Annotated in this window: 12 protein-coding genes; 11 read left to right on the top strand and 1 reads right to left on the bottom strand. The window is 41.7% G+C overall.

What is annotated here, in order from left to right; all coding sequences use genetic code 11:
- The first annotated feature begins 103 nt into the window (after positions 1–103).
- On the top strand, positions 104–532 hold the full coding sequence (locus J8L97_RS17420; protein WP_211051719.1) for a hypothetical protein: 429 nt from the start codon (positions 104–106) through the stop codon (positions 530–532).
- A gap of 11 nt (positions 533–543) precedes the next feature.
- On the opposite strand, the gene J8L97_RS17415 is transcribed toward J8L97_RS17420, so the two are convergent.
- Positions 544–3,510 (bottom strand): EAL domain-containing protein, encoded by a 2,967-nt coding sequence (locus J8L97_RS17415; protein ID WP_312037181.1) that lies wholly within the window; start codon positions 3,508–3,510, stop codon positions 544–546.
- Between the two features lie 474 nt (positions 3,511–3,984).
- Between J8L97_RS17415 and mraZ the strand changes: the two genes are divergently transcribed.
- The 10 genes from mraZ to murG are packed head-to-tail and all read left to right on the top strand — an operon-like array spanning position 3,985 to position 15,015.
- On the top strand, positions 3,985–4,443 hold the full coding sequence (gene mraZ / locus J8L97_RS17410) for a division/cell wall cluster transcriptional repressor MraZ (RefSeq protein WP_192508477.1): 459 nt from the start codon (positions 3,985–3,987) through the stop codon (positions 4,441–4,443).
- A 23-nt stretch (positions 4,444–4,466) separates the two neighbouring features.
- The gene (rsmH, locus tag J8L97_RS17405) at positions 4,467–5,402 is read left to right on the top strand and encodes a 16S rRNA (cytosine(1402)-N(4))-methyltransferase RsmH (protein ID WP_211051709.1); all 936 of its coding nucleotides are present in this window, start codon (positions 4,467–4,469) and stop codon (positions 5,400–5,402) included.
- Positions 5,402–5,725, top strand: coding sequence for a cell division protein FtsL (gene ftsL, locus J8L97_RS17400; protein WP_192508475.1), 324 nt, complete (start codon positions 5,402–5,404; stop codon positions 5,723–5,725). The genes rsmH and ftsL overlap by 1 nt, the downstream gene beginning before the upstream one ends.
- Positions 5,722–7,536, top strand: coding sequence for a penicillin-binding transpeptidase domain-containing protein (locus J8L97_RS17395; RefSeq protein WP_211051708.1), 1,815 nt, complete (start codon positions 5,722–5,724; stop codon positions 7,534–7,536). The genes ftsL and J8L97_RS17395 overlap by 4 nt, the downstream gene beginning before the upstream one ends.
- Positions 7,529–8,992, top strand: coding sequence for a UDP-N-acetylmuramoyl-L-alanyl-D-glutamate--2,6-diaminopimelate ligase (locus tag J8L97_RS17390; protein WP_211051721.1), 1,464 nt, complete (start codon positions 7,529–7,531; stop codon positions 8,990–8,992). Before J8L97_RS17395 ends, J8L97_RS17390 begins: the two co-directional genes overlap by 8 nt.
- Positions 8,989–10,380 (top strand): UDP-N-acetylmuramoyl-tripeptide--D-alanyl-D-alanine ligase, encoded by a 1,392-nt coding sequence (gene murF / locus J8L97_RS17385; protein ID WP_211051706.1) that lies wholly within the window; start codon positions 8,989–8,991, stop codon positions 10,378–10,380. The genes J8L97_RS17390 and murF overlap by 4 nt, the downstream gene beginning before the upstream one ends.
- On the top strand, positions 10,374–11,456 hold the full coding sequence (mraY, locus tag J8L97_RS17380) for a phospho-N-acetylmuramoyl-pentapeptide-transferase (RefSeq protein ID WP_192508472.1): 1,083 nt from the start codon (positions 10,374–10,376) through the stop codon (positions 11,454–11,456). Before murF ends, mraY begins: the two co-directional genes overlap by 7 nt.
- Positions 11,457–12,782 (top strand): UDP-N-acetylmuramoyl-L-alanine--D-glutamate ligase, encoded by a 1,326-nt coding sequence (murD, locus tag J8L97_RS17375; RefSeq protein WP_211051704.1) that lies wholly within the window; start codon positions 11,457–11,459, stop codon positions 12,780–12,782.
- Positions 12,779–13,954, top strand: coding sequence for a cell division protein FtsW (gene ftsW, locus J8L97_RS17370; protein ID WP_211051699.1), 1,176 nt, complete (start codon positions 12,779–12,781; stop codon positions 13,952–13,954). The genes murD and ftsW overlap by 4 nt, the downstream gene beginning before the upstream one ends.
- A complete protein-coding gene (gene murG / locus J8L97_RS17365; protein WP_211051698.1) occupies positions 13,951–15,015 on the top strand; it encodes an undecaprenyldiphospho-muramoylpentapeptide beta-N-acetylglucosaminyltransferase in 1,065 nt (354 codons plus the stop codon). Before ftsW ends, murG begins: the two co-directional genes overlap by 4 nt.
- The last annotated feature ends 16 nt before the right edge of the window (positions 15,016–15,031 follow it).

Here is a 15,031-nt window from a genome sequence, read left to right as displayed (position 1 = left end):
GCTACTACAACCGTTACCGACCTCATCGGCATAATGGAGGAAGCTCGCCTATAGCGAAAGAAAAACAGTATTGGAAAACTTATAATGAGGTGGCCAAAAATGGTTGACCACTACAAACTATAGCTGGGCAATAGATAAAACCAAACCAACTATAACAGTAATAAACGATCCCAACCTAGTTTTAGGTAGCAACTCTTTAAGTAGTACAGATATTAGCACTTTACAAAATATGTATGGTATTACGCCGAAGCTACGAGCAAGTTCCGGACAATGTGGAGGGAACTACGATTTATATTGGAGTATGCCAAAACAAGGGGGTTACTATGAATATTATGCGGAAATTTACTTAGATAATGAGTTCAATAGAGATAGTGACTTTAGATTTGGAGAGACATCAATAAAAATCTATTCTAATAGTAGTGTCAAAGTAAGGTTATGTGAATCTGTTCAGGGGTATTGTGGCCCCTTCAGTAATACAGTGTACTTGCCAAGAGATACATCAGATGATTGCGATAGAGGGCCAAGAGATTAACGTTCTCTCAGCTACTTATTGAGTAATTTAACAAATGCATCTAGGGGCATGGGTTTAGCGTAATAAAACCCTTGCCCAAAATCACAGCCTGCTTGCAATAATAATTGATGTTGAGTAGCTGTTTCAATCCCTTCTGCAATCACTTTTAAGCCCAATTGATGAGCCATCATTATCATCGCTTCACACAAAGCTAAATCGTCGGCACTGTTGGCAATTCCATCCACAAAGCGTTTGTCAATTTTAATGAAATCGGTATCCATCTGCTTCAAATAGGCAAGCGAGGAATAGCCAGTACCAAAGTCATCCAGTGCTAAAGCGAACCCTTGCTTAGTTAAAGCGGCTAACCGCTGTTGGGTACGAGGCAGTGCGTTCATCATTAGACCCTCGGTGATTTCAATAACGAACTGCTCAGCGGTTAACCCTTTGGCATTGAGTTGTTGGTGCCAATTATTGAGGGTACTGTGCTTTGCCGTAAATTGAACCGGCGATACATTGATACTGAGCTGTACCTGATGACCTAATTGATTAAGGGTGCAGAGCGTATCGCATGCACTATTGAATATAAACTCGCCCATACCGTGTATTAACTGAGTCTCTTCAGCCAAAGGAATAAATAGAGCTGGGCTGACGATGCCTTTATCAGGATGAAGCCAGCGGATCAGGGCTTCAGCTTTAACAATGGCTTGGTCCGTCATTTTTACAATTGGTTGGTAATATAAAGCAAACTGCTGTTGAGCTAATGCGACCCGTAAATCTTTCAAAAGCGCCATTCGGTGCTCTGCTTGTTCACGCATTTGTGCACTGAAAAATGCAAATCCGTTTCGACCATGTTGTTTTGCTTCATACATAGCTTGATCAGCAGCTTTGAGTAGTAATTCACTGCTATCACCATCACTGGGAGCATGTGCAATGCCAATACTTGCGCTAATATGGCACTGCTCATTGTCAATTTGAATACTGGGCTTTAGTTGGGCGAGTACGGCGTTTGCTAATTTAGTTAATGCGGTGGTGTGATTGGTGTTTGTGACCAGTACAAATTCATCGCCGCCAATTCGAGAGATCAAACTACAAGAAGGTGTTAATGCAGTTAATCGGTTGGCAACCTCAGTTAATAATTTATCGCCGAAATAATGGCCTAGAGTGTCATTTATGTCTTTAAAGTGGTCCAAATCGAGTAAGAGTATTCCGACTTTTACTGCGGTATTTTCCAGCTGAATTTTTAAATGTCGTTTTAGTTCTCTGCGGTTCGCAAGCTCGGTGAGTTGGTCAAAATGAGCTTGACGCCAGATTAATTCATCTTTGCGTTTGCGATCAGTAATATCTGTGAAAATAGCAACGCGACGATACGCTTCGTTATATTGATTATAGACGGTATTGATTGTTAACCACTCGGTGTAAAGCTCACCATCTTTACGGCGATTAATTATCTCGCCTTGCCAATATCCTTGCTCACATAATTGTTGCCACATTTGCGTATAAAAGTGTTTGTCATGCTTACCAGAACTTAAAATGCTGGTTGCTTTACCGAGGGCTTCTTCTCTTTTAAACCCTGTTACTTGGCTAAATGCTGGATTAGTGTCAAGAATAAAACCATTTGCGTCAGTGATAACCATACACTCGCTGCTGTTATTGTAAACAAGCGCAGCTAAGCTAATTGCTTCTTCGTGCTCTTTTCGCTGGCTAATATTTCTTATCACTAAAATAGCCTGTTGGTGCTCACTTATGTGATTAATTCTGCACTCATAAATACGCTGTATGTTATCTGTATCTAAATGTGGAAACTCAAGTTTACTGTAAGGTTGCTCTTCTAATAACGCAAGTTGTGCCATGATGCGTTTAAAAACATGCTCGGGAAATATAACGTCAATTGAGGACGCTGATTTTGAAAATGGACCATGAGACATTAAAATTTCTCCGTCCTTATTTACTCGTAAGTAACTGTCTGGTAATGCAGTGAGCAAAGCGATTAATTCAGCATGTTTGTGAGTGAGTGCCTGCTCTGCATTGAGTCTTGTATGCGCCATGTGTTCAAATTGTTGTGTGATCACATAAAACTCAGGACTCGACTGTTTGTTTTCCCATTGAGCTATTTCACCTTTTGTTACTTGTGCTATCGCATCTTGAAGGGCTTTGAAAGGTTGTAGTAACACTCGGTTGAGTTGCCATTTAGCCTGCCAAATTATCAATAAAATAGCCAATATGAAGAGTATTAGTGTGGTTGCAACTTTACTGTTAGCTCGATTTACTGCATCCTCAAATGGCAGTGAAAAGTGGATATATAAGCTCGTTAAGGGTTTACTTTGCTCAAGAGGAAGCTGCAAATATATTCTGCTTTGGTCATTGCCATCTTTTAATACCTGTGTGGTATCCAAAGTGCTAGGCCAGAACTCTTTTAAAGGCCGGCCGAGTTGCGCTGGTTGAAGCGGGTAATGGGCAATAACATTATGTTGCGCATCACTTATCATAACCTCACTGTCAACGGGTAAAGAAAGCTTTGCAAGTGCATGACTCCACTTAGTGAGAGATTGAGCGACTACGATGGTGTGCCGAATATTATTATTTTTATCAATAACAGGTATCGCAAAGTTAACCGTGGCTTTGTTTAGTGATCTATCATGTTGAAATTGCCCGACAGTAAAACGTTTTGTTTTATTCGCATCTTGAAAGTATTTTCGGTCGCTGATATTGATTGGTTTTACGTTACTGACTATGGTGCACAACACATTCCCTTCTGGGGATACTATGCCAATATTTGCAATTCTTGAAGAGAGGGTTTGTGCATATCGTAAAATTGAAGGGCATTGTTCGGATATTGTGGTATTCAACTCTGGATGACGGGCGAGCTGGGAGAGTAGTGCTTTTGTTTCGCTAATGTCATTTTGTTGTACCGCGGCAATATGCTCCGCTAATAATATCGCTTTAAACTCACTTTGCTGTAGTATTTCTGAATGTTCTTCAAGCAACTGGGCTAAAATCACCAAAAGTCCAGGTACACAGATCACGATAAGTAATCGATAAAATCGGTACGGTATTGATAAGTTTGAAATAATCATGCCTGTGAGTAATTTAATTTTGGTGTAATATAATACAAAGATTTAAGGAGAATGAGCAAATAAATCCGCACTAAGAATAGGGGAATATAGAATTTAATCTCGCTTTTGTGCTGTAACAGAAGTTTGAAACCACACCAAATTTATTATTTTCAAGGTTTTATTATTTTGTAATTTTTTTGTTATCTGAAAACAATTTCTTATGCTTCCCACTTTTTCCCACCGAATTCATACACTTTCAGCAAAGCCGCATTTTTTCTGGGTTTTTAGCGCTTTACCAAAGAGCCTTTTGCTTGACAAAAACAGCTGTCAAGCCCTAAACTAACCTATCGTGGTAAAAAGTGGTTTTTAGTGGATCAAATTGGATCTTAGAGCAAAATAAAGGTCCACGGTAGGGGCAAGATGTTTAAAGGTGCGAGTTCACTGAGTTTGGACGATAAAGGCAGATTTGCGGTACCTACGAAGTATCGACAAATGCTTATGTCCGAAGAGCAGGGTTCACTTATTTGCACTATTGCTATCAATGAGCCTTGTTTGTGGCTGTATCCAATGAGTGAGTGGTATGAAATAGAAGCTCGCTTACAAAAACTTTCCAATATGAATCCTAGAGCGAGACGTTTACAACGTATGCTGCTGGGCCACGCAACTGAATATCAATTAGACAAAAATGGTCGGGTTTTGCTAGCGCCTTCTTTGCGTACGCACGCAGGGTTGAATAAAAAGGTCATGCTGGTAGGGCTATTAAACAAGTTTGAGATTTGGGATGAAGAACGATGGCATCAACAGATGCAACTTGATACTGATATTGAACGCAGTGGAGAGTTTGAGTCTAACTCCGAATTTGATAATTTTTCGCTGTAAGAATAAAAAGGCAAAATTTGAGCATGACAGCACAATTTCAACATGTATCAGTGTTAATGCAAGAAACTCTTGATGCACTCGCAATCGATCCAAATGGTACTTACATAGATGGTACATTCGGTCGAGGCGGACATTCAGGCCAAATACTGGCACGTTTGGGGGAACAAGGGTGCTTGCAAGCAATAGACCAAGATCCACAAGCGATTGCGGCTGCAGAGAAGTTTGCTAACGATCCCCGATTTGCGATTGCTCATACTCGGTTTTCAAATATAAATGATGTGGCTGAAAAAGCTGATTTACTGGGCAAAGTGGATGGAATTTTATTAGATATTGGAGTCTCATCTCCCCAGTTAGATGATGCAGAACGAGGGTTTAGTTTTATGAAAGACGGGCCACTTGATATGAGAATGGATCCAACCTCGGGACGAAGCGCAGCACAGTGGTTAGCTGAAGCAGAACTTGAAGACATTACTTTTGTGATAAAAAAGTATGGTGAAGAGAAGTTTGGACGAAGAATTGCCCATAAAATTATTGAAACGCGTGATGAAACTCCAATTTTAACGACAAAGCAATTGGCAGACTTGGTGGATGAGGCGGTGCCGGTTAAAGATAAACATAAACACCCTGCTACGCGCACGTTCCAAGCTATCCGTATTTATATTAATAGTGAATTGGAAGAGATTCAAACGGCATTACAGGCGTCTCTTAATGTGCTCAAACCTGGCGGGAGACTGGTTGTAATTTCATTCCATTCACTAGAAGATCGTATCGTTAAACAATTTATTAAAAAGCAAAGTAAAGGAGAAGCTTTACCGAGAGGGTTACCTTTGACTGATGCTCAATTAAAACAAAATTTAACTTTAAAAGCGCTTGGTAAAGCAATTAAACCCAGTGCAGAAGAAATTAGTGAGAACCCAAGGTCTCGTAGTTCGGTATTAAGGGTGGCGCAAAAGCTGTAATGAGTAAAGTGGTAGATAGGCAGCCAAAACTTTTTTCTGAGATGCTTTTTAGCTTATTTTCGAACAAGCTAACTTTATTGCTGCTGCTATTAACTTTTGTATCGGCATTGGTTGTTGTGCAAGTAACACATTTTGCTAGGCAGCAATTAATAGATCAAGATGTTTTGTTGCAACAACGAGATGAGCTTGACCTACAATGGCGGTACTTGCTGGTTGAAGAAGAGTTTTATTCTCAACATGCTCGCATTGAAGAAATAGCTAAAACACAGTTAAAAATGAAGCGGCCAACCAGTAAAGATGAACAAGTTGTGGTATTGCAATGATGAAGCCTAAAAATACTTCCGTAAATTTGATAACTTGGCGCTTTGCGCTGGTGTGTGTTGTTTTGGTTTTGGTGTTTATTACTTTAATGGCAAGAGCTGCTTATTTACAAGTAATAGAGCCAGATAAAGCGCGAGCTGAAAATGCCAAACGTACGGTACGTGTTGAAAAACTCACCGTGCAGCGAGGTATGATTTTTGATCGTAATGGCAAAGAGTTAGCAGTCAGTGTACCTGTTGTTAGCGTTTATGCGGATCCATTAGCGTTAGATAAATCGATCGCAAAGAAAGTACTTAGAGCAGCACGTAAAAAAGGTGAAGACCATAAAGCGTTAGCACTTGATGAAGCCACCTTATCATTCAGAAAGCAGCAATGGTATGAACAAGATTTACGCTGGCGAGAGCTGGCTGATGTACTTCAGATTGCGAATGATAAAGTCGACACACGTTTACGTGACAATACCAGCCGGCGTTTTGTGTACTTAAAACGTCAAGTGACCCCCGCAGTTGCCAATTATATTCGCCAACTTAAATTACCAGGCATTCATTTACTTGATGAATCAAAGCGCTTTTACCCGAGTGGTGAAGTTACAGCCCATATTTTAGGCTTTACCAATATTGATGGTGTTGGGATTGAAGGTGTAGAAAAGCTGTTTGAAAATGCATTAACGGGCGCGGAAGGGCAGCGTACTATTCGTAAAGATGCGCAAGGCCGAGAAGTGCAAGTTTTATCAGAAGAGCAACGTGTAGAACCTGAAAGTATTGAGTTGAGTATTGATTTGCGAATTCAAGCAATTGCTTATAAAGCACTAAAGAGTGCAGTGCTTAGTTATAAGGCGACTTCAGGTTCAGCCATGGTTGTTGATGTAACAACGGGTGAAGTGCTTGCTATGGTTAATAGCCCAAGTTTTAATCCTAATGATATGCGAGATGCGGCCCCTTATAAGCGCAGAAACCGAGCAATAACCGATTTATTTGAGCCCGGTTCGACCTTAAAGCCATTGGCAATACTTGCGGGGCTCGATTACGGTGCGATAGCAATGGATGATACCGTAAATACATACCCAGGGTGGATGCGTTTAGGTGGCAGTCTTGTAAAAGATACGCGTAACCACGGTGAAATGTCATTAAGAGAGATCTTAAAAGTGTCATCTAATATGGGGGTTGCAAAAATTAGTCAAATGTTACCTAAAGAATACTTAGTCGGATTATATCAAAAGGTAGGGTTTGGTCAGGATACGGGCACGTTGATGGTGGGCGAGAGTAGTGGACTGTTTTACCCAAATCGCCGCTGGTCTGATTTTGAAATTGCCACGTTAGCATACGGTTATGCGGTATCTGCAAGTACCGCACAAATTGCGCGTTTATACGCTACATTCGGCGCCGGAGGTGTTTCTCGCCCTTTAACCATATTGAAACAACACAAGCCACAACAGGGGCAGCGGGTATTTAAAGAAGAAGATGTAAAAGCCGTTGTTACAATGATGGAATCAGTATTTGAAAAAGGTGGCACGGCGGCCAATGTGACTGTTGATGGTTATCGAGCCGCGGGGAAAACAGGCACGTCTAAAAAAGCAGTCGCAGGTGGGTATGGTGATGAGTATGTTGGCTACTTCGCTGGTGTAGCGCCAGTCAGCGATCCTCGCTTGGCTGTTGTGGTGATGGTGAATGAGCCAGGAGATGACATTTATTACGGAGGCCAAACTTCAGGGCCTGCATTTGCTGAAATTATGTCGAACTCGCTACGTATTCTCAATGTTGCTCCAGATAAAGAACGTGTGGCGTATGTGGCGGAGTTAAAAAATGATGCGTAATTTAACGACTGTGCTTAATAATTTTTGTTTTGAGGGGCCTCCAATTATGATTCGTGATTTGCGAATTGATAGCAGGGAGGTCGGTGCTGGTGATGCATTTATTGCGTTACGAGGCCATGAACAAAATGGTGAAGACTATATCGAAGCAGCACTACACCAGGGGGCGCATTGTGTTCTGGTTGATAGCAGTTGTGATGTATTAAGGCATGATAAGCGGGTTGTTCGTATCACCGCACTCAAGGATAACACAGCTCAAATAGCCGCTGACTTTTACGGTAAGCCCAGTGAACGCGTTAAATTAATTGGTGTAACTGGCACGAATGGAAAGTCTACAACGACCGCGATGATAGCCAGTTTAGCCCAATGCTGCGATGTAAAATCGGCTGTTATTGGTACTTTGGGTTATGGGGACATTGAATGTTTAACTCCACTTGCTAACACAACGCCATCCCATATTGACTTACAACGGATTCTCGCCAAATTGAGTGAGAATAATAAGTTGGTTGCGATGGAGGTTTCTTCGCACGGATTAGCACAAAACAGGGTTGCTAGTAGCCGCTTTGAAGTTGCTGTTTTTACCAATTTATCTCGTGACCATTTAGATTATCATGGCTCGATGCCGGCGTATGCTGATGCGAAACTGACGCTTTTTCAGCAATGCCAACCGAAAATATGTGTGATAAATGCGGATGATGCATTTGCTCAGCAGTGGCTGAAAGAGCACGAATTCAAAAACTTAGTTGTGTTCGGAGAAAAGCCTAAATCACATACATTCTCTCATTATGTGTGGTTTGATGATGTTATTTGCTCACAATTTGGTATACAAGCCACAATAACGTCCAGTTGGGGTTGTGGCGTTATAAAACTTCCGTTATTTGGGTCATTTAATTTATATAACCTCGTCGCGTCTTTAGCTGCACTGTTGGCTCAAGGTTATGACTTTGAAATATTGCTTAATGCAGCATCTATATTACAGCCTGTACCTGGACGAATGGAAGCAGTGTTTACTGAAGGTAAACCGACATGTGTGGTGGATTATGCCCATACACCAGATGCTTTATCCTTGGCATTACAAGCGTTGCAACAGCATGTACCTGGTAATGTGGTCTGTGTGTTTGGGTGTGGTGGAGACAGAGATCGGGGCAAACGCGCTTTAATGGCAAAAGCTGCAGAGCAATATGCTAATAAAGTCATTATTACCAGCGACAATCCGCGCAGTGAAAACCCCGAACAAATCATCGCAGATGTTAAGGCTGGGCTCAGCCAACCTCAGTATGCTTATTGCCAGTCAGACCGTGCATTAGCCATACGTTATGCGATAGAGCAATCCGCAAGTAGTAGCGTGGTGTTAATTGCAGGTAAAGGGCACGAAAATTACCAAATTATAGGAAAACAACGTTTTCCGTTTTGTGATAGACAATGGGCTAAAACAATTTTAAAAGGGGAAAGTGCGTGATCAAAGTGGATTTCACTTGGCTTGCTAATGTACTAAATGCCTCTTTCGATGGGGAAAACCGAGCTGTCGGTAATATAAACACAGACACAAGAACTATAACGAATAATGATGTGTTTTTGGCGCTAAGAGGTCCTAATTTTGATGGGCACAAATTTGTTCGTCAAGCACAAGAAAAAGGCGCGATTGCAGTCATTGTTGACACATTAACTGAATGTGATATTCCTCAGTTTGTGGTCCAAGATACACGCTTGGCGTTGGGGGAACTAGGCAAGGCAGTTATGAGTCAGGTTGCTCCAAAAACTATCGCAATTACAGGTAGTGTTGGTAAAACGACAGTAAAGGAAATGTGCGCAGCAGTGTTATCACGACGTGGTAATGTGCTAGCAACTGCGGGCAATTTCAATAATGATATTGGCGTACCGCTAACACTGTTGAGACTTAATGAGGCGCACGAATATGCCGTTATTGAACTTGGTGCCAACCACATTGGTGAAATCGCTTATACCACTGCATTAACGCAGCCCGATGTAGCTGTAGTTTGTAATGTTGCACCAGCACACATTGAGGGGTTTGGCTCTATCGAAGGTGTTGGCCAAGCTAAAGGCGAAATTTATTCGGGATTAAAATCACATGGTGTTGCGGTCATTAACTGTGACAGTGAGTTTGCATCTATGTGGCAAGACTCCATTGTGGGTAAAGAACAAGTTCGTTTTTCGTTATCGGAACAGCTTGATGTTTGGGTTGAAGATGTAGTGCTTGATAATATGGCCCATGCTAGCTTTTTGCTGTGCTCGCCAACTGACAAAGTGTCAGTAACCTTACCATTACCTGGAGAGCATAATGTGATGAATGCAGTTATTTGTGCTGCATTAACTATGCAATTAGGAGCGAGCTTAAGCGATGTTGCTGAAGGTATTTCGCATATGAACGCACCAAAAGGGCGAGTTAACTTAATAAAAGTTCACGAGACATTAACCGTTATTGACGATACATATAATGCTAATGTGCACTCAGTCAAAGCTGCTATTGATTTATTAACGAAAATGCCGGGGTATCACATTTTTGCTTTGGGAGACATGGGCGAGCTCGGTGAGCAATCCCGTGAATATCACGAAGAAGTAGGCGTGTATGCACAGCAAAAAGGTATAAATGAGTTATTGACTTTAGGGGTGTTAAGTCGTTATGCCAGCGATGTTTTTGAAGATAATGGCAAACATTTCTCAACCCGAGAGCATTTATTACAAGCGGTAAAGCATAGTCTTGCTACACGGCAAGAGCATTGCACCGTGGTCGTGAAAGGATCGCGCAGTTCTCGTATGGAATTATTGGTAGCAGAATTAGTCGACAGTGGCCGTAAAACAGGCACTGATGGAGCATCAGTATGTTAGTTTGGTTAGCTGAATATTTAACGCAGTACTACAGTGGTTTTAATGTTTTTTCTTATTTAACTTTACGCGCGATACTAGGGATTTTAACGGCGTTATTTATTTCATTGTATTTTGGCCCTAAATTAATTCGGGCATTACAACGGATGCAAATAGGGCAAACAGTTCGTGATGATGGACCTGAATCTCACTTATCTAAATCAGGTACTCCTACTATGGGCGGGTTGTTAATATTAGCCGCTATTTTTATTAGTACGTTAATGTGGGGAGATTTAGATAACAAATATGTATGGGTGACGCTTTTTGTCGTGGGGAGTTTGGGGATTGTTGGCTTTGTAGATGATTATCGAAAGGTGATCCGAAAAGACAGCAAAGGGCTGATAGCTCGATGGAAATACTTTTGGCAATCAGTGATAGCTATTAGTGTGGCAAGTTTTATGTATTTCACCTCAAACTCAGCTGCTGAAACCGTACTGGTCGTGCCATTTTTAAAAGATGTCATGCCTCAATTAGGCTTATTCTATTTAGTGATGAGTTACTTTGTTATTGTGGGAACATCGAACGCGGTTAATTTAACCGACGGTTTAGATGGGTTAGCTATTGTGCCGACAATATTAGTCGCAGCTGCGCTAGCCATCATCGCTTATGTAACTGGTAACGTTAATTTTTCAAATTACCTCCATATTCCTCATATACCATTGGCATCAGAACTTGTTGTAGTGTGTACCGCTATTGTTGGAGCCGGTTTGGGCTTTTTATGGTTTAACACCTACCCAGCACAGGTGTTTATGGGCGATGTTGGTTCATTGGCCTTAGGTGGTGCTCTTGGGATTATAGCCATTTTAGTTCGTCAAGAGTTAGTGTTGCTCATCATGGGCGGCGTATTTGTTATGGAGGCATTGTCGGTTATTTTACAAGTCGGCTCATATAAATTACGGGGACAACGTATTTTTAGAATGGCACCAATTCATCATCATTACGAGCTTAAAGGTTGGCCTGAGCCTCGGGTGATTGTGCGGTTTTGGATTATCTCAATAATTTTAGTTTTAGCTGGCTTAGCAACTTTAAAGATTCGATAGATGCAATATTTAGATGAACTGAAAGACAAAAAAATAACAGTGCTTGGACTCGGTGTTACAGGTCTGGGCATTGTGCGCTTTCTGTTGTCGCATCAAGTCACACCAAAAGTTGTTGATAGCCGTGCAGTCCCCCCTGGGGCTGATTGGTTAGCAGACAATGCACCTGAATGTGACGCTGTATTTGGACCGCTGGCAGAAGCAGGTCTGTCTTATGCAGACATGGTGATAATTAGCCCTGGTATAGCTTTGTATGAAAGTAGTGTCGCGCATGCGATCGCTGCTGGTGTCGAAGTTATTGGTGATATTGAACTATTTGCTCGATTGAATAACACTCCTGTTGTTGCTGTGACTGGTTCAAATGGTAAGTCTACGGTTGTTAGCCTAGCGACTGAGGTATTTAAAGCTGCAGGTTTACACGTTGGCTTAGGTGGTAATATTGGTACATCGGTTTTGGCTCTATTAGATACGACATATGATGTGGTTGTATTGGAGCTATCTAGCTTTCAACTGGAAACCACGGCTAGTTTAGAGTGTCGTTCGGCCATGATACTCAATGTGACTGAAGATCATATGGATAGGTACCCAAACTTTGCTGGGTATTGTGCGGCTAAACAGCGAATTTATAAACATGTTGAGCATGTGGTATTTAATGCGGACGATGCTCTTACACTTTCAAATGATCATAAAGGCACCAGCGTTTCAATAGACGGTGGGGATTATCGTATTGCAACGGTTAATGGGGGCGCGCAATTTTCTGCTCACGGTAAAGCCCTGTTACCTGTTAGCACATTAAATATGTTAGGTCGACATAATCAATTTAATGCACTTGCTGTATTGGCATTATTGGCACCATTTAATTTATCAATGAACGCTTTTGCATCTGCTTTTACTACATTTAAAGGGTTAGAACACCGCTGCCAGCTAGTGACGGAGTATAACGGTGTTCGCTATTTTAATGATTCAAAAGCAACTAATGTGGGCGCAACAGTCGCAGCTCTTGAAAGTTTGCATAATGAGCAAGGAAAGATTTTATTGATCCTAGGTGGAGATGCCAAAGGCGCCGACCTGCAACCTCTTATTGCACCGTTACAGAAGTACTGCAAAGCGATCTTTTGTTTTGGTAAAGATGGTGTGCAGTTTTTGAGGTTACATGAACAGGCGAACCTGGTCAGTGGTTTAGATGAAGCGGTTCATAAAGCGTCATCTATTGCAAGTGATGGCGATAGCATATTACTGGCGCCAGCGTGTGCCAGTATTGATATGTATCCAAATTATATGGTGCGTGGCGAAGCATTTTGTAAACTCGTGATGGAGCTTGACGTATGAGCAGACTGTCACAACTCAAATTAGCTTTAACACCGCGTCAATCAGATGCGTTGTTTGATGTACCGTTGTTTTATAGCATGTTGTGTCTCATAGGTGTGGGCTTTGTTATGGTAACGAGTGCATCAATGCCAGTAGCAGAGCGGCTTTTCAATAATCCTTACCATATTAGTATTCGACATGGCGTGTTTTTGGGAATGGGGCTTTTTCTATTCTGGGCTACAACTAGTGCACCAATGACGTGGTGGAAGCGTTGTAATCCATACTTGTTATTGCTTGGGTTGGGCTTATTGGTACTCGTCTTATTAGTTGGCCGGGAAGTGAATGGTTCTAAACGCTGGATCCCAGTTGGACCTGTTGGAGTACAAGCGGCTGAATTAGCTAAGCTCTTTTTTTTCAGTTATATAGCAGGTTACTTAGTCCGAAAAAAAGAAGAAGTACAAGAGAACTTAAAAGGGTTTGCAAAGCCAATAGCTGTTTTTGCTGTATATGCTTTTTTAATTTTAATGCAGCCAGACTTAGGTACCGTTGTCGTGATGTTTGTGACGACGGTTGGTTTACTTTTTTTAGCTGGCGCAAAATTATGGCAGTTTTTTGCATTGATATTAACCGGTGTTTTTTTAGTTGTTTTATTGATCATTTTTGAGCCTTATCGTATGGCAAGAGTCGTGGGGTTTTTAGAGCCATGGGATGATCCATTTGGCAAAGGCTACCAACTTGTTCAATCTTTAATGGCGTACGGGCAAGGTGGCTGGTTTGGTCAAGGGTTAGGAAATAGCGTACAAAAGTTACAATATTTACCTGAAGCACATAACGATTTCATTTTTGCAGTGATAGCAGAAGAGTTAGGGTTTATCGGCGTTGTTAGTATTACCCTACTGTTGGGTTGTCTTGTGTTTAGGGCCTTATTGATTGGTCAGAAAGCCTTAAAGCATAACAAAGAATATGAAGGCTATTTTGCGCTAGCTATTGGAATTTGGTTTGCATTTCAAACCATGGTTAATATCGGAGCGAGTGCCGGTATTTTGCCAACAAAGGGGTTAACGTTACCATTTGTATCTTATGGAGGCTCTAGCTTACTAGTGATGGTGGTTGCTGCCGGTGTTTTGCAACGAGTGGACTTTGAAACGAAAATGTCGACTAAGCAAGCGACGTCCAGAGGAAATAAACGATGAGTAAACGCTTATTGGTGGTTGCTGGTGGCACAGGAGGTCATATATTCCCTGGTATTGCTGTTGCAAATGAACTCAAATCCCAAGGTTGGGAAGTCTCTTGGATAGGAACGGCGGATCGCATGGAATCTGAGGTAGTACCTAAACATGGAATTGACATTGATTTTATTCGTGTTCAAGGTTTGCGTGGCAATGGAGTTAAACGATTAATTAAAGCCCCATTTTTGGTGATAAAAGCAGTTCTTGATGCACGTAAGGTAATAAAAGCTCGCCGACCAGATGTGGTACTCGCGATGGGAGGATATGTAACGGGTCCTGTTGGTATTGCTGCTAAGTCTTTAGCTGTGCCATTGGTAATTCATGAGCAAAATGCAGTTGCAGGGTTAAGTAACCGACTGTTAGCAAAAATTGCTAATGTTGTGCTAAGTGCCTTTCCAAGTGCGTTTAAAACAGCGCAGAGTAAGGTGGTAGGGAACCCGGTTAGGGCCTCGGTTTCGCAGTTACAACCAAAACAAACGGCGCAACAGATTAACTGTTTAGTTATGGGGGGCTCATTAGGTGCGAAAGTCTTAAACGATACTTTGCCTGATGTTTTCGCGAAGTTACAAACAAAAACTGAGCTGCCTTTATTGGTTAAACATCAAAGCGGGAAAGGTGAAAGTAGTACATTGCAGTATCGTTATGATAATGCGGGTGTTACGGCTGAAGCCGTCGATTTTATTGATGATATAGATAAAGCTTATGAGTGGGCTGACATTGTAATCTGTCGCTCTGGTGCGTTAACGGTGAGTGAGGTTGCTGCCGCGGGTAAGATGGCGCTGTTTATTCCTTACCCGCATGCGGTTGATGACCATCAAACTGCTAATGCAAACTATTTAGTTAAAAGTGAAGCTGCGCTGATTATGCCGCAGTCCCAATTTGAATCTGCAGCGATTATCAAGATGTTGTTACCATTTATTTTACAGCCTCATTTGATTACCGAAGTAGCTAAAAAAGCCAAAAATCTAGCTGAATTAGATGCTACGCGTTCAGTAGCCCAAGAGTGTGTGCAACTAAGTCGTTAGTTTATGAAGTGATAAC

This window comes from Pseudoalteromonas sp. MMG012, assembly GCF_018100875.1.
Lineage (GTDB): Bacteria > Pseudomonadota > Gammaproteobacteria > Enterobacterales > Alteromonadaceae > Pseudoalteromonas > Pseudoalteromonas aurantia.
Note: the sequence above shows the minus strand (reverse complement) of the source record. Positions and strands in the feature narration are given on the sequence as shown.

Coding starts and splice junctions, on each gene's coding strand:
- mraZ (WP_192508477.1), top strand. CDS start 3,985: ATGTTTAAAGGTGCGAGTTCACTGAGTTTGGACGATAAAGGCAGATTT.
- rsmH (WP_211051709.1), top strand. CDS start 4,467: ATGACAGCACAATTTCAACATGTATCAGTGTTAATGCAAGAAACTCTT.
- ftsL (WP_192508475.1), top strand. CDS start 5,402: ATGAGTAAAGTGGTAGATAGGCAGCCAAAACTTTTTTCTGAGATGCTT.
- J8L97_RS17395 (WP_211051708.1), top strand. CDS start 5,722: ATGATGAAGCCTAAAAATACTTCCGTAAATTTGATAACTTGGCGCTTT.
- J8L97_RS17390 (WP_211051721.1), top strand. CDS start 7,529: ATGCGTAATTTAACGACTGTGCTTAATAATTTTTGTTTTGAGGGGCCT.
- mraY (WP_192508472.1), top strand. CDS start 10,374: ATGTTAGTTTGGTTAGCTGAATATTTAACGCAGTACTACAGTGGTTTT.
- murD (WP_211051704.1), top strand. CDS start 11,457: ATGCAATATTTAGATGAACTGAAAGACAAAAAAATAACAGTGCTTGGA.
- ftsW (WP_211051699.1), top strand. CDS start 12,779: ATGAGCAGACTGTCACAACTCAAATTAGCTTTAACACCGCGTCAATCA.
- murG (WP_211051698.1), top strand. CDS start 13,951: ATGAGTAAACGCTTATTGGTGGTTGCTGGTGGCACAGGAGGTCATATA.